This window comes from Coleofasciculus chthonoplastes PCC 7420 (genome assembly GCF_000155555.1).
GTDB classification, from domain to species: domain Bacteria; phylum Cyanobacteriota; class Cyanobacteriia; order Cyanobacteriales; family Coleofasciculaceae; genus Coleofasciculus; species Coleofasciculus chthonoplastes_A.
The window spans coordinates 157,328-176,784 of record NZ_DS989843.1; the positions used below are offsets into that span (position 1 = coordinate 157,328).

13 protein-coding genes are annotated in these 19,457 nt (G+C 46.1%); 8 read left to right on the forward strand and 5 right to left on the reverse strand.

What is annotated here, in order from left to right:
• Positions 1-79: 79 nt before the first annotated feature.
• A complete protein-coding gene (locus MC7420_RS04655) occupies positions 80-934 on the forward strand; it encodes a DUF928 domain-containing protein (protein WP_006099096.1) in 855 nt (284 codons plus the stop codon).
• Between the two features lie 98 nt (positions 935-1,032).
• On the opposite strand, the gene MC7420_RS04660 is transcribed toward MC7420_RS04655, so the two are convergent.
• Positions 1,033-3,627 (reverse strand): CHAT domain-containing protein, encoded by a 2,595-nt coding sequence (locus MC7420_RS04660; protein ID WP_006099001.1) that lies wholly within the window; start codon positions 3,625-3,627, stop codon positions 1,033-1,035.
• Positions 3,628-4,031: 404 nt separating this feature from the next.
• On the opposite strand from MC7420_RS04660, the gene MC7420_RS04665 reads away from it, so the two are divergent.
• The gene (locus MC7420_RS04665) at positions 4,032-5,747 is read left to right on the forward strand and encodes a ShlB/FhaC/HecB family hemolysin secretion/activation protein (RefSeq protein ID WP_006098929.1); all 1,716 of its coding nucleotides are present in this window, start codon (positions 4,032-4,034) and stop codon (positions 5,745-5,747) included.
• 475 nt (positions 5,748-6,222) lie between these two features.
• Here the strand turns inward: MC7420_RS04665 and glgA are convergent, their stop codons facing one another.
• The gene (gene glgA / locus MC7420_RS04670; protein WP_006098975.1) at positions 6,223-7,698 is read right to left on the reverse strand and encodes a glycogen synthase GlgA; all 1,476 of its coding nucleotides are present in this window, start codon (positions 7,696-7,698) and stop codon (positions 6,223-6,225) included.
• 269 nt (positions 7,699-7,967) lie between these two features.
• Here glgA and MC7420_RS04675 point away from each other — a divergent pair, with 269 nt between their 5' ends.
• The 3 genes from MC7420_RS04675 to MC7420_RS04685 all read left to right on the forward strand — a co-directional run bounded on the left by MC7420_RS04675 (position 7,968) and on the right by MC7420_RS04685 (position 9,666).
• Entirely contained in the window at positions 7,968-8,660 is a 693-nt protein-coding gene (locus MC7420_RS04675) for a potassium channel family protein (RefSeq protein ID WP_006099009.1), read from the forward strand.
• A gap of 13 nt (positions 8,661-8,673) precedes the next feature.
• Positions 8,674-9,249, forward strand: coding sequence for a Uma2 family endonuclease (locus MC7420_RS04680; RefSeq protein WP_006099074.1), 576 nt, complete (start codon positions 8,674-8,676; stop codon positions 9,247-9,249).
• A 147-nt stretch (positions 9,250-9,396) separates the two neighbouring features.
• Entirely contained in the window at positions 9,397-9,666 is a 270-nt protein-coding gene (locus MC7420_RS04685) for a class I SAM-dependent methyltransferase (protein ID WP_198016373.1), read from the forward strand.
• On the opposite strand, the gene MC7420_RS04690 is transcribed toward MC7420_RS04685, so the two are convergent.
• The 3 genes from MC7420_RS04690 to MC7420_RS04700 form a co-directional block, all read right to left on the reverse strand.
• Positions 9,623-11,209 (reverse strand): cation:proton antiporter, encoded by a 1,587-nt coding sequence (locus tag MC7420_RS04690; RefSeq protein WP_232231647.1) that lies wholly within the window; start codon positions 11,207-11,209, stop codon positions 9,623-9,625. The two genes, MC7420_RS04685 and MC7420_RS04690, sit on opposite strands and share 44 nt — an antisense overlap.
• Before the next feature lie 68 nt (positions 11,210-11,277).
• A complete protein-coding gene (locus MC7420_RS04695; protein WP_006098847.1) occupies positions 11,278-11,655 on the reverse strand; it encodes a DUF1823 family protein in 378 nt (125 codons plus the stop codon).
• 472 nt (positions 11,656-12,127) lie between these two features.
• The gene (locus tag MC7420_RS04700) at positions 12,128-13,780 is read right to left on the reverse strand and encodes an alpha-amylase family glycosyl hydrolase (protein WP_006098832.1); all 1,653 of its coding nucleotides are present in this window, start codon (positions 13,778-13,780) and stop codon (positions 12,128-12,130) included.
• A gap of 424 nt (positions 13,781-14,204) precedes the next feature.
• Here MC7420_RS04700 and MC7420_RS04705 point away from each other — a divergent pair, with 424 nt between their 5' ends.
• From MC7420_RS04705 to MC7420_RS04715, 3 genes are all read left to right on the forward strand, one after another.
• On the forward strand, positions 14,205-15,656 hold the full coding sequence (locus MC7420_RS04705; RefSeq protein WP_006099133.1) for an efflux RND transporter periplasmic adaptor subunit: 1,452 nt from the start codon (positions 14,205-14,207) through the stop codon (positions 15,654-15,656).
• A 140-nt stretch (positions 15,657-15,796) separates the two neighbouring features.
• Positions 15,797-18,976, forward strand: coding sequence for an efflux RND transporter permease subunit (locus MC7420_RS04710; protein ID WP_006098967.1), 3,180 nt, complete (start codon positions 15,797-15,799; stop codon positions 18,974-18,976).
• Positions 18,977-19,157: 181 nt separating this feature from the next.
• Positions 19,158-19,364 carry a hypothetical protein gene (locus tag MC7420_RS04715; protein WP_006098984.1) on the forward strand — a complete coding sequence of 69 codons (207 nt, stop codon included), beginning with the start codon at positions 19,158-19,160 and terminating at the stop codon, positions 19,362-19,364.
• Positions 19,365-19,457: the final 93 nt, after the last annotated feature.

The window sequence follows — 19,457 nt, forward strand, 5'->3', positions numbered from 1 at the left end:
GCAAAATTTTTCAATAGCTGGAGTAGGTGCATCACAACCCTTTGTAAAAAGACCCTTATGAAACGAAGGACTTAATCTCATGAACACCACTCGGCAAAAATTAATAACCATCATTGCCGGGACAGCTTCAATTGTTTCCCTGCAAATGTTCGGCTTCTTAGACCTACCTGAACCCCGGATTTTTTCGTCATCGAAGAATTTAGAAATTCTGACCTCGATTTGGAACGATCTACCTGCCAACGCAGAGTTAAACAAAACGTCAACCCATCGTTCGTCTAAACAATATATACCACCCGTGGCAAGTAATCCACGGCGCACCATAGGCTCGGGTTCACGCGGCTGTCGCCAATCGTTAACCAATGATTTAGTCACATTGTTGATCCCATCCGAGGAGTATGCTGGACAAACCACATCCGGTCATCCTACCTTGTTCTGGTACTTATCACAGCCTGTCTCTGTACCGATGCGGTTTGCTCTCGTGGAACCCGGAGTTCCGGAACCGCTCTTTGAGAAACAAATCGACTCTCCCCAAGCCGGGATGATCCAGTTGCAACTTCCCAAAGACCGACCAGAATTGCAAACTGGACGAACCTACAAATGGTCAGTCACTCTGGTTTGTAATACCAAGCATCCATCGGCTAATCCCGTATTCATTAGCTGGATTGAGCGGGTATCCACACCAGCCGCTTTAGAACCACAACGGCTATCTACTCCTCCGGCTAAGAACAATGTGCCAACACAGGTGTGGCGCGATCGCGCTTGGAGTTATGCTGAGGCTGGGCTTTGGTACGATGCCTTAGCCGCGATGTCCAAAGTTGAAACCGCGAATTCTAATGAGCTAGCCACTAACGATGATTTCCTGGCTCTGCTGGAGCAAGTTGGCTTGACTCAAGTGACGCAGCAAGAACGGCTTAACATTGCCAAAAGACCGTGACTGTCGAAGAGAAAGCGGTGTAAAGTGTGAACATTAGTGCAATACCGGGAGTAGGGATACATCATGTAACCCTGCTCCCTATTTTAGGGGCTACTTAACTAACTCCAATTGCCAATCAGAATAAACGGCGACCAAACGGCTGGATGATTATAATTGACATTAGAAATCATCTTCAGCTGCGCCTGTCTTAACGCTTCTGCCCGGGTGATATCCGGTTGGCGCAGTTGGCGATAAAATTCGGCAATCAGCGGTACAGTTGCTTCATCATTGATATACCACAACGTCGCTACAGCACTCTCAACACCCGCTCGAACAGCGACACCCGCAATTCCTAAAGCGGAACGATTGTTACCCGTCGCGGTTTGGCAAGCACTCAAGGTGAGAAGTTTGACCGCTTCTCGACGACCGCGAGACCGCAATAGATTGTCGAGTTCTTCAATACTAATTTGTTGATCATAACCCAGGATAAAGGTACTCTGGGAATCAACACCAAATTTGCCATGGGTTGCCATGTGAACCACGGGAAAATTTTTGCGTCGTAGTTTGTCTTGCAAGTTCGAGAATGTAAATTCCTGATCAATTAACTCTGTCCCGCCTAAGATTTCTTCAACCACATTTAACTCAGCTTCTACATTCGTCAGGGGGGCAAAGGGAGGTTTGGCAACAGTTAAACCCAGACTCAGCGCTCTTAACTGATTGTGATCTAACGGTTGGCTGGTGGTTAATGACAGACTGGGAGTAATCGCAATGGGATATTTCTCAATCAAAAAGTTTTGACCATCGTGCAGCGCACTCATGGGTATCTGACGCAAGACGCCATCGTTGATGAAGACTAACGTCTTGGGTTGCATGACGGCTAGATCAGCTTCCATGGGACGAATCAGCCGATTATAAATTTTCTGCGCTTGAGGGATATACTGCTCTGTGGTGCGTAGTTCCAGAAAGTAGCGTAACTGCTCGATCTCGGCTTCCATCTCTTCCTTGCTGATCGGGATAGGATAGTTTTTCAGGGAACCATTGGGCGATCGCAGGATCATTTCGGTGCGATCGTTCAAAATGATTGAATAGATAACAGCAGCATTGGCATCGGCTAACCCCTGCTCATTTTGAGCTTTATCTTTGGCGACTTGCACGCATTCATCGCCGAAAAAGTTTTCCAACTCTGCCAGTTTGAGCAGTTCGACGATATCGAGCACCTCTTTGAGGGGTGAAACCGTTTCCTGGGAGTTGACTTCGCTCAAATCGCGACTGGAAGCATTGAGGAGTAAATCAATTAATTCTCGATAAATGGGTTCAACCTGTTCCCGGAAATCTAGTTGTAGCTCTTTATTGGTGACTAAATCGCCGCGAATATTTTGCAACGTCGCGATCGCACCTTCATAAGCAGAAATGGCTGAGGCGATGTTACCTCTGGCTTTCAGCATCCGCCCCGCTTGCCATTGCCAGCGATATAAACTATCAAAGGATTGAATTTGCTGGGCGCTAAATTCAGCTTGGCGGGTTAAATTCATCGCCGTGCTGTAGTCTCCGGCTGATTCATACACCTGTCCTAAGCTCCCTAGGGCAAAGGATTGGGCTTTGGCATCGCCTATTTTTTGGGCTACTGTTAACGCTTGGGTTAAAAGCTGGATCGACTCCTGAATTGAAGCCTCTGACTCGATCTGTTGGAAACTTTCGGCTAGGTGAATCAGGGTATAGGCTTTCTGTCGTGAATCAGGTATTCCAGGGAGGAGTTCTCTGACTCGTTGCCAATTGCTCTGGAGAAATGCCCGATCGCCCTCACTCAAGGGTTCGGCTGAGTTATCGGCGACAGTGGCGGAATGACGACTAATCAGCCAGCGATTTAAATTCATTAAAGCTTTAATTTCGGTCAAACTTCCTAAAGCTTGCGCCGTTTCCAGACTTTGCTCAAAGAATAGTCTGGCTTGCGTCCAATCCTGAAGCGCCTCTTGGGTTAAGCGCGTCGCCTGTTCAACATCTCCTTCTAACTCAGCCACCTGCGCCTGATAACTGGATCGGCTGGCTCTGCTGACATAAACATTCCCCACGTTATTTAAAGCCGTAGCGATAAAACTGTTATTATTCAATGCGCGGGCAATTTTGAGGCTCTGTTTGTGGGCAGAAATCGCCTGATCATAGTTGCCTAAACTCCAGTGGGCATTGCCTAAAGCGCCTTGAGCGGCAGCTTCTGCTAAGGAATCTTGGTATTTAGTGGCGAGTTCAATGGCTGACTCTAAGAGGGTAATCGCTCGCGGATGTTGTCCCAAATCATTGTAAGCTTGGGCTTGTTCGGTCAATAGCCCAGCGATCCGTTTCTGGTTTTCGGCATCCGGTGAAGCCTGGTAAATTTGGATCGCCTTTTCCCAGTGTGCGATCGCCTGAGCCAATTCTCCCGTTTGCCGATAGGCTAAAGCCAGGTTATTGTGAACAATTGCTCGATCATTTTCGTCGGTAATTTGAGGTAAGGCTTGTTCCCATAAGTTAATGGCTTGGGAAAATTCTCCGATTTGATAGGATGCAATTCCCTTGGACACGAGCTGTTTTTCAGAAGCCGGTGTGAGCAATTGCTGCTGTTGAATTTCTGTGGCGGGTTCGGCTTGCCCAGTGGACCAGGGATGAAAGCTGATACAAAAGACAAGGCTGGCTAAGGATAATCCAATAAATCGACGCCAAAACTGCCAACCGTGGGACATTTTTCGGAACAATGATAACAATTAACTCTATTTTATAAAATTTTGATCGGAACTGGGGAGTCTGAATTTAAGGGTTTTTGGGTTTCTCAACGGATAAAAACAGGGGACAAAGCGTCTCCTAAGCTGCTACTATATTGTATTTCTTCCGGTCACTGATGCTGAAAGTAGAACAAGAAATAAAAGAATATTACCGAGTATGAATGCTATGGGGGATCAATTGAGGTTTTGGCTCACTAAATGCTTGATAGCGATCGTCAGAATAATTAGGACAGGATTAACGACTCTGACAACCCGATACTCGAATCAACCGTTTATTCTCTGCTGCTTACCCTCTCCCTTTTGCGATCAACAGTCCGGGGTTTCTCTACATCCTTGTCAACTGATGAGCTGGGCGCTACTGTTTTATGTTTAAATGCTTTATTTGGGCTTTAAATTTGGTGTATTTGAGCTGGAGTTGTACTACCTTAGCTCAAGACTTGCCATCGATGAGCCAAACGACTCCAGAGATTCCACCGGGTATCCTGGAACCCACTCGTCCCAATCTGCCTTCTTTACCGACGACGCCCCCAGAGACACCCCCACCTCTTCCCCCACTCACACCAACGCCGGGAACACCCCTGACGCCAGTACCCGATGTGGAGGTTAATGTCACGGTTGAACGAGTCGAGGTATTAGGGAGTACGGTTTTTTCTTCAGAACAATTGCAAGATGCTGTTGCATCCTTTATTGGTCAAAATGCTTCCTTTGAAGAACTCTTAGCGATTCGCACGGCGATTACCGAGTTATATACAGACAATGGCTACACCACTTCCGGTGCATTTCTCCCGTCTCAGGATATTACCGATGGTGTGGTGAGCATTCAGGTGGTTGAAGGGAGCCTTGAACGCATTGATATTCAAGGATTAGAGCGTTTGCGGGATGATTACGTGCGATCGCGGATTCAGTTGGCGACGCAAACCCCGGTGAATATTCGTCGCTTGGAGGAAGCGTTGCAACTGCTGCAACTTGATCCGGTACTCGATCAAATTCAAGCCGAGTTATCGGCGGGAACCATGGCTGGAACCAGTGTGTTAACCCTAGAGATAGAAGAGGCAAAACCTTGGATGAGTTCTGTGACTATAGAGAATCGAGACTCTCCCAGTGTTGGTTCCTTGGGGGGAACGGTGAGGGTAGAGAATCGGAATCTCTTGGGATTAGGCGATCGCATCAGTGCCGATTATGGCATAACCGAAGGGGTGGATCAGTATAGTCTGAGCTATGAAATTCCCCTCAATCCCAGGGATGGTGCGTTAAGTCTCAGCTACAACCGTAGCGATAGTGATATTGTTGAAGATCCGTTTTCGGTTTTAGATATTAACTCCAACTCAGAAACCTTTTCGGTTGAGTTTCGCCAACCGATTGTCCATACGCCGACGAGTGACTTTGCTTTGTCCTTGTCCCTGGATTTGCGTCAAAGCCAAACCTTTGTCCTAGATGATATCCCCTTTTCCTTTTCCCTGGGACCCGAAGACGGGGAATCGAAAGTCACTGTGGTGCGATTTAGTCAAGACTGGCTCAACCGTTCTACCGATCGCGTCTTAGCCGCGCGATCGCAGTTTAGTTTTGGCTTGGATGCGTTTGACGCCACCATCAATGATACGGGTACGGATGGGCAGTTTATGAGCTGGGTGGGACAGTTTCAGTGGGTGCAGGCTTTAGGCGCTGATAGTATCATTATTGCTCGCGCAGGAGCGCAACTGTCGAATGATTCCCTCTTACCGCTAGAACAGTTCAGTATTGGTGGAATTGATACCGTGCGAGGGTATCGCCAAAATCAGCGCGTGGCTGACAATGGGATTATTGGTTCTGTGGAAGTTCGTTTGCCGATTATCAGCCAACCTGAGGGAATTGGAACTGTGCAAATTGCTCCTTTTTTCGATATTGGCACGGTTTGGAATAATGGGGATGAGGTGACTAATCCTAACACCTTAGCCAGTCTTGGGTTAGGACTGTTGTGGCAACGTGATCCCTCGTGGTCAGCACAACTGTATTGGGGAATTCCTCTCAATAACGTTGAGGATGAAGGCGGTTCTCTACAAGATAATGGAATTACCTTTTCTATTCTTTTTCAGCCTTTTTAGGCGATCGATAACAGTGGAATATAATATCCGGACAGTAACTTCTGGATTGGTCTTTATGGATTGACTTGGACTATTGGATGTGATTTTTGGACACGACTCAAATAGGATTGCTATATTACTGTTCAATACATTATGATATGTCTCTAAGCCACTTCCATTTTACATCCCTCTTGCTCCCCTCTCCCCAGAGTGGGAGAGGGGCTGGGGGTGAGGGGTTTTAGTTAACATCAATATCACGAATACCCTTGGCGTATTTTAACAATTCAATCAGTTTGAGTAAAGGGCGACCCGATACAATTGAGTGGATGGGTGGCGTTCATTGATGCAGGCGGGTCGCCCCTACAGCATCGTAGGTTTGTGTTTGTTCAATCCTGTTTAATATTTGCCGAATGTAGGCTGAAATCCCCTCCAACTAAAAAATATATTCCGCCATCTCCCTCATCTCCCGCTCACCTCACCACTGATTCAGCAACCCCTATTGATGTCGGATCATGTCATAGATTTTCACATACTTAGATGCCGAAGCACTCCACGAGTAATCATACGCCATACCTTGAATCGCCAGTTTCTGGAACTCTTCCGGATAGTCATACCACAATCCTAATGCCCGATCCATCGTAGATTCCAACGCATAATAATCGGTGTGATTGAATACATAGCCATTGCGTTTTTCCATGGGGTGATTCGGGTGGTGATCGCGGTCAAACACCGTATTAACCAGTCCCCCCACGCTCCGCACAATTGGCACGGTTCCGTACTTTAAGCCAATAATTTGAGTCAGTCCGCAGGGTTCATAATTACTCGGCACCAGAATAAAATCGGCTCCGGCATAAATCAAATGAGATAATTCCTCATTAAAGCCCAGTTCCAAATGGACATCAGGGTTATCATTTAAGTAGTATTTCTCGTGCCAGAACCAGGAATTAATTGCCGCCGCTGTCGCTGACCCTAATAAAACGAATTGAGCGCCCTTATGCAGGGAGTAATAGATAGCATGATGCACAAGATGAACACCTTTTTGATCATCTAAACGACCAATAAATGCCACAATTGGTTTATCGACATCCTGAAGCCAAAGCTGTTCCCGCAACGCTTTTTTATTTTTCGCTTTATCTTCAAAACTATCCGGGGCGTAGTGATAGGGAATATAGCGGTCTTGTTCCGGATTCCAAAAATCATCGTTAATGCCATTGAGAATCCCAGTAAACTTATCCTGATGTAAATGTAACGTATGACCTAAGCCACATCCGATGGGTGTGAAACGAGCTTCCCAGGAATGATGAGGGGAAACAGTCGTTATCGCATTGGCGTAAACAATACCGCCTTTCATAAAGTTTAAGGCAAAAGGATTAAAATTATCTTTCAGGCGATCATCCTGAAAATAATAGCCTTCTCGATTCAACCCAGTTGCCCACAGGATTTCACTTCCCCCCATTCCTTGGTGTTTAAAGTTGTGGATGGTGTAGCATATCCGTTGATTTTCCATGCCATGATATTTGTAGACCTCAAACAACATGACTGGGAGTAAACCCGTCTGCCAATCGTGACAGTGGATCACATCAGGACGCTTATTACTCTGAAGTATAAACTCTAAAGCGGCTTTACAAAAGAAAGCAAACCGTATGTTATCGTCATCACAACCGTAGTAGCAGCCCCGATTAAAGAAATTATCCTGGGAATGGGGTTCGATAAAGAAACAGACTCGTCCATGAACCCAACCACAATAGACGGAACAGTGAATCGCCGCACCGTACCAGGGTACCCAGAGATTAATATAGGCATCATGGAGTCCCCAGATGTGGTCATAGCGCATATTGTCATATTTGGGCAGAATCAGTTCGATGCAATGTCCCTGAATCTCTAACTCCCGACTCAATCCATAAACCACATCCCCTAAGCCGCCGGCTTTGCTCACAGGGGCGCATTCAGAGGCAACCTGGATAATGTACATTCCGCTTCCTCACTTAATCATCCCGTTTATTTAAACTAAGATGTTGTACCATTTTTAGTTAGCCTCTGTCATCCGCTAGGCTGGGGAAGATGGGGGAGCTGGGGGAGCTGGGGGAGCTGGGGAAGCTGGGGGAGCTGGGGGAGCAGAGGGAGCTGGGGGAGCTGGGAAAGTTAACTCAAAACTCTACCTTACCTATTACCTATTGCCTATTGCCTATTGCCTATTGCCTATTCCCTGACAAATGACAAATGACAAATGACAAAGGAATCATGTACGTATTAATCGGCGGCGCGGGATTAGTGGGGTTAAGTTTAGCCCAGCAGTTAGTGGAATTAGGACATACGATCGCGATTATTGATAAAGACCCTGCGGCTTGTCGGTATGCTCGCGAACAAGTGGGGGTTATGGCATTTGAAGGGAGTGCTGTCACCACCCAAGTGTTACTCGAAGCCGGGATTCGCAAAGCCGATGCGATGGCGGCGGTGCTGCGAGATGATGCCTTGAATCTGGCGATGGTTACCCTGGCTAAACACTATGGCGTTACCCATATTATTACTCGCATCCGCCAACGGGATTTTAAGGAGCCTCTACGCATTGCTGGCGCTCATCATATCATTAGCACTGTTGACTTAGCTGTCAATCGCATGGTCAACGCGATCGAATATCCAGAAGTGGAATCGATTATGCACTATGAACAGGGTCAGGTGGAAGTATTTAAACTGGGAGTACCAGGGGAATCGGATGTTGCTGGGCGTACTGTGGCTCAAGTGATTCAGGATTCTCGGTTTCCAGAGGGTTCTTTAATTATTGGTTATCAATCCCATCCCCATGCAGATTTAGTCATTCCTAATGACAATACGGTACTTGAACCCGGATCAACGATACTTGTGGTGACAAAAGCAGACTTGTTGCACCAAGTCATCAACTTTTTAGGGGTTGGTTCAAAACTTGCGCCACTCTAATAAAATTATATCTATGACTCAAGCTCAAGTAAGATTTTTCAGCTTTGATGACTATCTGTCCTATAATGACGGGACAGACAAGCTATATGAATTGTATAACGGAAAGCTGATCGAAGTGCCACCAGAATCAGGAGAAAACGTTAGCATCGCGACTTTTTTACTCTTGCAGTTTGTTCCTCTCGTCGGTTACTGGCGGGTGAGAAGTCACGGATTGGAACTGGAAGTGCGCGGAGAACCCAGAAATCGCTACCCAGATTTAACAATTATTCGAGAAGAACATATCCCCCAACTACAGCGCCGCAATACAATCCGGCTCTCTATGCTTCCCCCTTTGTTGGTGATTGAAGTCGTTAGTCCTGGTGAACTCCAGCGCGATCGCGACTACATTGCCAAGCGGCGACAGTACGAAGATCTGGGCATTCCTGAATATTGGATTGTAGACCCTCAAGTTCAATCCGTGATCGTGCTAAATCTACAGGATCAAGTTTACCAGGAGGTGGGCATATTTCAGGGAAATAGCCGAATTGTCTCACCCACGTTTCCCGAACTGAATCTCACCGCTGAAACTCTGTTGAACGCAGGTCATTGAATCAGCGGTAGGTAACTCTTAACCAAGAATAGGAAATTCAATTTAAGCTCAGTTCTCTAGCCTAATGTATCTAATAGAACAACTTACCCGTGGTAAAATACGTTATAGTAAGATAATATTTACAACATCATAATGGATTTAGAATCAATGCAGCCAATAACTACAAAAATTTTTGAACTTGAAGATACACTCAAGTCTTGGGATGCTCACTATTATCAACCCCTTGCCCAGCACTATTACGATCAAGCTATTCCCACAATGCTAAAGTTAATGGAAGTGGAACCAGGGGCAACAGTACTCGACGCTGGGTGTGGACCTGGAGTACACAGTATTCGAGTAGCTAAAGAAGGCTACCGTGTTTGTGCGATCGATACTAATCATCTTCCAATTTTAACAACAGCTCATCAATCCGTTTAATTCGCTCTTGTACTACGGCTTCAGACAAAATCCGCTTACGCAAGGCGTCTGTTAACGCTCCTTTTTCTGCCAAAAGTAATTGCCGACGAATCGTTTCTAGTTTCGTGCGATCGCTCCGATTTTCTGGTGAGTCTTCTGAACGCTGATTATAGATTTCCCGCAAGGTTCTATCAGCCGTGGCGACTCGCAGTTGATAGGATGCTCGCATTTCTTCATAAATCGATTTAGGTAATACCCCAGCTTTCAGGAGACTGTCTAATTCATCTTGTGCAGCTTTAGCCGTCATCAATTGAGCTTGCAATTCTTCAATTTGCTGATAGGATTTTGAACGATAAGATAACTTCAAATGCCGTACCACCCACGGTAAACTTAATCCCTGTCCCACCAGAGAGAATAAAACAATTCCTAGAACGATAGCCAGCAGCGTCTCCCGCCCTGGCAAATCAGCCGGTAGACTCAAGGCGAGGGCGGTGGAGAGGGAACCTTTAATATTACCAGCGAAGAGAATATGTCGCCAACGTATTGGAATCGGTTTATCAAAAAAACGGACGAAGGCTAACAACGGATAAACCGTGAGCAAACGCCCAACTTGATAGGCAATAAAGGCTAAAAGTATAGCGGGTAAAGTTTGCCATAGGGTAATGATGTTTATCTCTAAGCCAATCAGCAAGAAAATAAACGTATTCACCCCAAACCCAGCATATTCCCAGAAGCTAAATAAGGTCACTTGATTCGAGGCGGATGTTACCTGAGAATGCTCAAAATTTCCTACAATAAGTCCGGCGATTACCACAGCAACCACACCCGAAACATGTAGCAACTCTCCAGCTTGGAATGCGCCTAAAGCTAGAGCCACGGTGAGCAAAAGTCCGCCCAATGGATCATCGGTTTGGCTCAATAATCCAATACTTAGATATCCTAACGCCGCGCCGACTAAAGCACCGCCAATTAACACGAATAAAAATTCTTGAACCACATCCAGCGCGGATAAGGCTCCTGTTTCATGAATTGTCAAAATTAGGCTAAATAAGACCAACGCGACATCATCGTTGAGTAGGCTTTCTCCCTCAACCAGAGTCACCAGTCGGTGGGGAACCGAAACCTCTTTAAATACAGCAATGACTAAAGCTGTATCGGTAATGGATAAAATCACACCTACCATCGTGGCGGGTATCCAATCAAGACCTAATTCAACTTTCAATAAAACCGAGGTAATCCCTGAACAGAGTAAAACACCGGGTCCGGCGAGTAAAGCAATCGGCTTAATCGTGCTGCGGAGGCGGGAAATATCGGTATTAATTGCCGCTTCAAACAGGAGAATCGGTAAAAAGAGATTAAAAATCAGCGCCGAATCCAAGCCGATACGACTGGGTAAGAGTTCCGTAATTGCTAATCCGGCTAACACTAACCCTGTAATGTAAGGGATACGGAATCGCCGCGAAACCAGAGCCACGGCTGTAGCGACGAGTAACAGAATAATCAGGAAACTGACGACTTCTGCCACATTCCCTTTATCCTCACTGACGGGAACAGCCAGGAGGATGCGATCGCTAAACCATTGCCCAGGGTTTGTGAGTGTTAAGCTGGTGATGCTATTCGTGATCAATAAATTCACTCTTGGCTCAATCCCGTATCTTTCATGTAACTTAACAACCAATTCGCCATCGTAGCTCGACGAGTCTGTCTCGGACCAAATTCGCCGATTTTATAGCCTTTAAATCCTAACTGTTCTTTCAATAACTGTTTATTTTCCTTGGGAATCGAACGAGTGAGTTTAGTGGTGGCGGGACGACTCTCGATAAAGTTGGGGGGTTCTGGATACTTTTCATACCATTCTGGAGGTACGTTGGTACAATCCCATTGGCTTGTTTCTGGGTCATAGCGATACCCCAAATAATGCCAGACAAGCTGATTGACGGTATCATCATCCAGTTCTTCGTTCAAGATTTGCCAAAGGGTTTCGGTATTGAGTGGAGGAATTTGAGCCATCAGTTTAACAGTTTTGAGTTTTGGGTTTTGAATGTGTAGGGGCGGGTTTGACGACTATCCTTTCTGGGCTTACCCAAATGCGACTAAACCCGCCCCGACTTGACCCTTCGCTTTTCGGGCATAGTTTTGAGCGGCTATTTGGCGCTAACCATTGATGATAATGTTACCTCAAAACCTGTTCTTCTGGAGTCGGATAGTGTTGAGTGTAGAGAAATAACCGGGTACGTCTGGTGGTGAGTTGCTCCTAAGCAGAAGGCTTGACTAACAGGACTGGTGTGTGCCTAATACCTATTTAACCAATAAGGTAGAGTACAAAAGATGCACTCACATTGATGTATAATCATATAAGTAATATTGTGAAATTATGTCAACCTGTGGTTTAGGCATAATGTTGACAAAAATTTTAATGTTATTCATAAAAATAGGGTGGGCATTGCCCACCCTACAAAGATGCGATCGCGGATTGGATGGCTTACTGCCAGACAAACACTTTGGCTTCGTATCCGCCAAGGTCAAGGGTTAAAGTGTTATTGCTGGCTTCCACCTCATAGTTACCTGTCCATTCGTGCCAAATGCCATTCTCCGGAAAATTGGAAAGAGTATATCCAGTGAGGAAATTATCAGAAAAATTGGCAACGACAGCAACACGAGAGCCTTCATCATTCCAGCGCACATACGCCATAACTTTGGTGTCTGCATCTTCAAAGAAGAAATTAATGTTCTCTGTATAGAGAGCCTGATTGTTTTTTCGCAGTCCGATTAACCCTTTATAGTAGTCGCACAACCCGCGATTATAATCATTACTCAGTAGTTGCCAATTAATCTTTCTGGATTCAATGGATTTCGGCTGATATTCCCCGAACTCTTCACCCATCCAGAGTAAGGGAATACCGACTGCTGTCATTAACAAAACTGCCCCTAACTTGAGCCGTTTGAAAGCTTCTTCATCAAAGATTTCCCGATTGGCTAACTCAACCATCAGGCGTTCGTGATCGTGGTTACTTAGGTAATTTACAACATTAGTCGCTCCCAGGTAGCCTTGACGCTTACAATCAATCACATCCTTAAGAGATTCTAAATCAAACCTGTCACCACAGATATGAGGTTTGACCGTGTGATAAAAGCTATCATGCCAGCAACCATCCATCGGTCCATCAACATTGGTGATGCTAGGATTTTCGGGGATGTATTCAGCAATGTTGTAAAATGGCTTTGCCTCTGCCGTTTTTTTAGTCTCTTGGACAATCCAATGCATAAAATCGTGGCTAGCCATTTGTCGCGCAGCGTCGTAGCGAATGCCATCAATATGATATTCAGTGATCCAGAAACGAACCACATCACCGATAAACTTCCGCGCTGGGTAAGTCTCTAGCTTTTCGTCATAATGTTCGTAGTTAAACTCTGGTCCCCAGTTGTTATCTGGGTCACGGGGAGCGTGATGATACCAGTAATCGTGGTCAATTTGGGTGAGGGGGCTTTCCGCTTCTGAGTGGTTGTAGATCCCGTCCATGATTACCCGAATTCCTTTGCCATGACACTCATCGATCAAATGTTTCAATTCATCTGTCGAACCATAACTGGACTCAGTAGCAAAGAAGTAGCGAGGATTGTACCCCCAACTGTAGTCACCGGGATATTCTTTGATAGGCATTAACTCAATGGCGTTAATTCCCAATTCCACCAGATAATCTAATTTTTCAATAACATGCTGGTAATTCCCCCGTGGATAAGCATCATCTTCGCCACCAGAAAAGTCACCGACATGCATTTCATAGATGACTAATTCATGGTCAGGAGGTAGGGGTTTATCATCATGCATCCAAACGTAAGTATCAACGATGCGTTGTCCATCTTTGAGCCGCACGACGCAGTTTTGAGTCGAATCTTCAATATCGGTAGCGTAGGGATCATTGACCTCTACCCATTGATCGGCTTCAAAAAACCAAGATTTGGATTTAACCCGGAATTTGTATTTATAAATACCATCTTCAAGTTCAACGGACGTGCGAAAATACCCCTGCTTATCTTTCTCCATGGGAATTTCTTCCCAATTGGAGAAACAGCTAACCAATGAGGCTCCTTCGTTGTAAGGAGCAAATAAAGCAAATTCAATAGGAGCAGCCATTTATTTGACCCCCTTAGGGTAAAATAAGGATTGTTTAAACATGATGCTTATCGTAAGCGGTATTTTACAGGGATAGCTATCTAGCGGAAGATAGATATTGCAATCCATATCTGGTTATTTCGATCATGCAGGCAAGCAAGCTGCACGAAACATTAAACACAAAGCCGTTGTTGAATACGGTCAAAATTAATCAAGGTACCCACGGACTGTGGGGAATCCAAACGCCATCGGTTTGGTAACCAAACCCCTCGATACACCCGACTGGAGGATATACTTTGTTCAAGTCTTAAGTAATATAAACAGGTGAGGACAAGTTTACCCCTCCGGGGATGGCATTGCCTGACAGTTCTCACCATCTGAACCCACAATCTAACGATGGACTGTCGCTTACAATTCGAGTTACTTCCATCATCAGAACACAACTATGGCATCCTCCGACTCCCAAACCTCTATTCCTGAACCTTCAAACCAAGAGTGGGAATCCTCGGATTCTATTATCTCTGAGGCAGACCAACCCATACGAAAATCATCACCCACGCCGAAATTATGGCTAGGGTTGTTACTCACCCTGTTAGTTTTCGGCGGTGGCGGTTGGGCGGCTTGGCGTTTTTTACTGCAAAATAACTCACCCCCAACTGCTCAGCAACCTCAAGCCACCCCGGTAAAACTGGAGCAAGTGGAATCAAGTACGCTGGAAGACAGTTCTCAGTTTGTGAGTACCTTAGAGGCGGAACAAAAGGTAGAATTGCGACCTGAAACGGCGGGTCGAATTACCCGAATTGTCGCTTCATCGGGCGATCGCGTGCAAGCTGGAGATATAATTCTACAACTGAAGCCAGAACGAAGTGAAGCCGAACTCAGAAGTGCGATCGCGGATGTTAATGCCCAAACGGCTACCCTGAATAATGCTCAAGCCGAAGTCAGAGCCGCTCAAGCCGATATTGCCCGTCTCAAAGCGGAAGTGGGACGCCAAGCGGCTGAAGTGCAAAGCCGAGAAGCCGATTTAGAACTGGCGCGGGTGAACTATCAACGGGCTGAACAGTTGGTAGATCAAGGGGTTCAACCCAGACAAGAACTCGATGATAAAAAACGCGATCGCAATCAAGCCATCGCCGCCCGTGACGCCGCCGCTCAAGCCTTATCCGCCTCTAAGGAAGCCCTGAATGTGGCACAACAACGAGTCCAAGCCGCCCAAGCCACGGAAGCCAGAGTCGCCGCGAACCTGTCTAGTGCTAGGGCGGATGTGGAGGTTAAGCAGGAAGAATTGCAATTTAATCGCGTTGTCGCCCCCATTGATGGAGTGGTTGGGGATATTCTCGTCAAAGTGGGAGACTATGCAAACGTGGGTGATACCCTCACCACCATTACTCAAAACCAAACCTTAGAAGTCGAAATTCCCATTGACGAACAGCAAAAAGAGAGGATACGCCCGGGACTCACCGTTGAACTACGGAATCAAGGTATCCCAGATACTGAACCACCCATTGCCACAGGGCAGATTAGCTTTATTTCACCACAAGTGACTAAAAATTCCCAAACCCTCTTGACAAAAGCCACATTTTCTAATCCAAATGGTAGCCTGTACGATCAGCAGAAAGTGGATGCACGAGTCATCTGGGAAAAACGTCCGGGTGTGTTAATTCCCGTCAATGCTGTATCGCGTCTGGCGGGGAAACCTTTTGTCTTTGTCGCCCAACCGCCAGAGGAAGCCAAACCGGGCGCACCTGAACTCATCGCCAAGCAACGCCCTGTGACGTTGGGTAATATTCAAGGGAATCGATACCAAGTTATCGAGGGGATTGAACCTGGCGATAGAATCGTTGTCTCCGGTATCCTTAATTTGTCCGATGGTGCTGCGATTATTCCCGATTCTTAGTTATTTGTCTTATGTCATTTGTTTGTTCCCTTTGCACCTAGAAGGGCGGGTTTAGTAAAATTGTCAATGTGTTGCTATACGTTATCGGTAAAACCCGCCCCTACATCCCTGTTGCCTGTTACCTGTTCCCTAAAATTTAAATGTTTGTTGAATTTTTCATTAAACGACCTGTATTTACAACGGTTTGCTCCCTGATCATCCTGCTAATTGGAGCAATTAGTATTCCCACGCTACCTGTTGCCCAATATCCTGATATTAGTCCCAAACAAGTCAGCGTCCAAGCCAACTATAACGGTGCCGATGCTCAAACCGTGGAAAATGCGGTGACGACTATCTTGGAACGGGCAATTAATGGTGTTGATGGGATGCGCTACATGACATCTAGTAGTAGCAATGATGGCACCAGTTCGATCAATATCACCTTTGCCCCAGACAAAGATCAAGATATTGCAGCCGTTGATGTCCAAAATCGTGTCTCTTTAGCTGAACCCCAATTGCCAGAATCTGTACTCCAAACTGGAGTCACAGTAAATAAGGAATCGGCTAACTTCCTGATGGCATTTGGTTTGTACTCAGAAAATGGTGAGTACGATAATCTCTTTTTAAGTAACTATGCAAACTTGTATTTGGTAGACGCCCTAAAACGAGTGAATGGGGTGGGAAATGTGCAAATTTTTGGCGAACGTACTTATGCGATGCGGCTTTGGCTTGATCCCCTGCGTCTGGCTAGTCGGAATCTGACGGCTCAAGATGTGGTGGATGCATTGCGGGAACAGAATATCCAGGTGGGTGCAGGGCGTATTGGTCAACCCCCCGCGCCAGAGGGACAGCAATATCAAATTGATTTACGGGCAATTAGTCGCTTGGAAACGGTTTCAGACTTTGAGGAACTGATTTTAGCCACTGATGAAGATGGCACCCTGATTAAACTTAACGATGTTGGACGTGTGGAATTAGGGGCGCAAAATTATGGCACATTCCTGCGATTTCGGGCAAATGAAGCAGTCGGGTTGGGGATTAATACCGTTCCTGGGAGTAACGCTTTAGAAGTCGCTGATGCGGTGAAAGCGGAAATGGCAAAACTGGCGGCGGATTTCCCACCGGGGATGACTTATGATATTGGCTTTGATACGACCGATTATGTAAACCAGTCCCTCTCGGAAGTGGTGTTCACCCTGCTAAAAGCGGTGGGATTAGTGGTGTTGGTTATTTTTGTCTTTTTACAGGATTGGCGTACTACGATTATTCCGGCGATTACGATTCCGGTGTCTCTAATTGGTACGTTTGCCTTTGTCAAGATTTTTGATTTTTCGATTAATAGTTTGACATTATTTGGGTTGACTCTAGCCACGGGGATGGTGGTGGATGATGCGATTGTGGTGGTTGAAGATATCACCACCAAGATTCAACGGGGAGGGATTAAATCTCGACAAGCGGCGATTATTTCCATGCGGGAATTGGTGGGGGCGGTTATTGCTACATCCTTGGTGTTAATGGCGGTATTTATTCCCGTGGCTTTCTTTCCCGGAACAACGGGGGCGTTATACCGACAATTTGCGTTAACCATTGCCTTTTCAATTGCCGTCTCCACGTTTATGGCGCTGACCCTGACGCCAACCCTGTCTGGCTTAATCTTACGGCAAAAGCCAGAGGCGACAGGGTTGTGGGGTCACTTATTTGATGGATTTAATCGGTTCTTAGAGGGGATGCAGCAGCGATATCGGCGATTTCTGATTATCCTGACTCGCGTGAAAACCCTAGTGATTGTGGCGTTTATTGGTTTATTGGCACTAACGGTGTGGGTTTACGATAGTGTGCCATCCGCGTTTCTCCCGGATGAAGACCAAGGCTATTTTATGACGATTGTCCAAGGACCGGAAGGTTCGTCGCTCAACTACACCCATGACGTGATTGAGCAGATTGAAGATATTATTTTACCCCTGGATGAAGTGCGAGCCACGTTTGCGGTGGGCGGTTTTGGTTTTAGTGGGAATACGGCGAATAGCGCGATCGTTTTTACCACGCTGAAGCCTTGGTCAGAACGAACTGATCCCTCTCAGTCTGCTGAAGCTGTGATTAATAAAGTCCAGGGTGCTTTGTTTGGGATTAAAGAAGCCAGAGTGTTTCCGGTGAATCCTCCCTCAATTCCAGGCTTGGGGAGTTTCGGTGGGTTTCAATTTCAACTGCAAGACCGCCGAGGTAATTTTAGCTTAGATTCACTAATTGAAAATATGGGAAAATTGCTCGGTGCTGGTAATCAGAATCCCCAGTTACAGGCGGTGTTTAGTACTTATGCGGCGAATACCCCCCAGTTGCAGATTGAGGTGAACCGTAACCGGGCGAAGGCGTTGGAGGTGGATATTGATGATATCTTTGAGACGTTGCAGACCTATTTGGGGTCGCGTTATGTGAATGACTTTACTCTAGAACGACGTACCTATCGGGTTTATGTCCAAGCTGACGCCCAATTCCGCTCAAATCCAGAGGATATTAATCAACTTTATGTGCGTTCAGCACGGGATGAGATGATTCCTCTGGGGAATTTGGTCACGGTGACGCAAACCACAGGGGCGCAAACCATTAATCACTATAACTTGTTCCGCTCAATTGAAATTAATGGGTCAGCCGCGCAAGGAGTCAGTTCGGGAGACGCGATTCAAGCCATGGAAGAAGTCGCTGCTGAGGTATTACCGCCAGGATTAGGCTATGAATGGTCGGGGTTATCCCTGGAGGAAATCCAGTCGGGAGGTCAAGCGACGATTATTTTCGGCTTTGGTTTGGTCTTTGTGTTCTTGGTGTTGGCGGCTCAATATGAAAGTTATATCGACCCGATTATTATTCTCTTGGCGGTTCCCTTGGCGATTTTGGGAGCGCTAATGGCGCAATCGTTGCGAGGTTTACCGAATGATGTCTATTGTCAGATTGGCTTGGTGATGTTGATTGGTTTAGCCAGTAAGAACTCGATTCTGATTGTAGAATTTGCCAACCAGCTACGCGACCAAGGAATGACGCTGAGGAAAGCGGCGATTGAGGCGGCGCAGCAGCGTTTGCGACCGATTTTGATGACGGCGATTTCTACATTGTTCGGAATTTTTCCCCTGGTGATTGCGACAGGTGCAGGGTCAGGAAGCCGTCAATCCCTGGGAACGGCGGTGTTCGGGGGAATGTTCATCGCCACGTTCCTGAGTCTGTTTGTGGTTCCTATCCTCTATATTGTGATCAAATCGGGGAGCGATCGCTTGTTTAATTCCCCTGGCAAAAACCAGAAGACACCGGAGTCACAAGAGCTTGAGCCGAAACCTGAAGTAACAATGCGGTAATATTTGTTAAAGGAATGCCGCCAAATGTATCAAAAACGATGAACAAAAATTATCTAATGTTAACAAAGCCATAATTTTGTTGCAAAAATTGACTTTAGTTACCCAGTTTCCCTAATCTTTGGTAAATGTAAACGTAGAATACAGCAAATTACTACAGTTTTTTCAGTTTAGGTTAGGGAAAATGAATAGTAAGCGAATTATTTTTTCCAGCATTATCACTGGCATTGCGGGTGTAATCTTAGGCATCGGCGTGGCTGAAATTAATCATGCTGATCAGCGACCCAATGCCATGTCTCAATATGCCACAATTGGCGGTGTGATGGGATTAGCCGTGGGTGCAGGTCAACAGGCGCTGCGAGAATTAGAGCAAGTGTCGGAAGAGTCATAAGTAGGTGGGAACAATTAAAGTTAACGGCTGAGATCGTCATTCGTCATTTGTCATTTGTCATTCGTCATACTCGCTACCCTTGAGAAGCAAGCT

Coding starts and splice junctions, on each gene's coding strand:
- MC7420_RS04680 (WP_006099074.1), top strand. CDS start 8,674: ATGACTCAAGCTCAAGTAAGATTTTTCAGCTTTGATGACTATCTGTCC.
- MC7420_RS04715 (WP_006098984.1), top strand. CDS start 19,158: ATGAATAGTAAGCGAATTATTTTTTCCAGCATTATCACTGGCATTGCG.
- glgA (WP_006098975.1), bottom strand. CDS start 7,698: ATGTACATTATCCAGGTTGCCTCTGAATGCGCCCCTGTGAGCAAAGCC.
- MC7420_RS04695 (WP_006098847.1), bottom strand. CDS start 11,655: ATGGCTCAAATTCCTCCACTCAATACCGAAACCCTTTGGCAAATCTTG.
- MC7420_RS04710 (WP_006098967.1), top strand. CDS start 15,797: ATGTTTGTTGAATTTTTCATTAAACGACCTGTATTTACAACGGTTTGC.
- MC7420_RS04665 (WP_006098929.1), top strand. CDS start 4,032: ATGTTTAAATGCTTTATTTGGGCTTTAAATTTGGTGTATTTGAGCTGG.
- MC7420_RS04660 (WP_006099001.1), bottom strand. CDS start 3,627: ATGTCCCACGGTTGGCAGTTTTGGCGTCGATTTATTGGATTATCCTTA.
- MC7420_RS04655 (WP_006099096.1), top strand. CDS start 80: ATGAACACCACTCGGCAAAAATTAATAACCATCATTGCCGGGACAGCT.
- MC7420_RS04675 (WP_006099009.1), top strand. CDS start 7,968: ATGTACGTATTAATCGGCGGCGCGGGATTAGTGGGGTTAAGTTTAGCC.
- MC7420_RS04705 (WP_006099133.1), top strand. CDS start 14,205: ATGGCATCCTCCGACTCCCAAACCTCTATTCCTGAACCTTCAAACCAA.
- MC7420_RS04685 (WP_198016373.1), top strand. CDS start 9,397: ATGCAGCCAATAACTACAAAAATTTTTGAACTTGAAGATACACTCAAG.
- MC7420_RS04700 (WP_006098832.1), bottom strand. CDS start 13,780: ATGGCTGCTCCTATTGAATTTGCTTTATTTGCTCCTTACAACGAAGGA.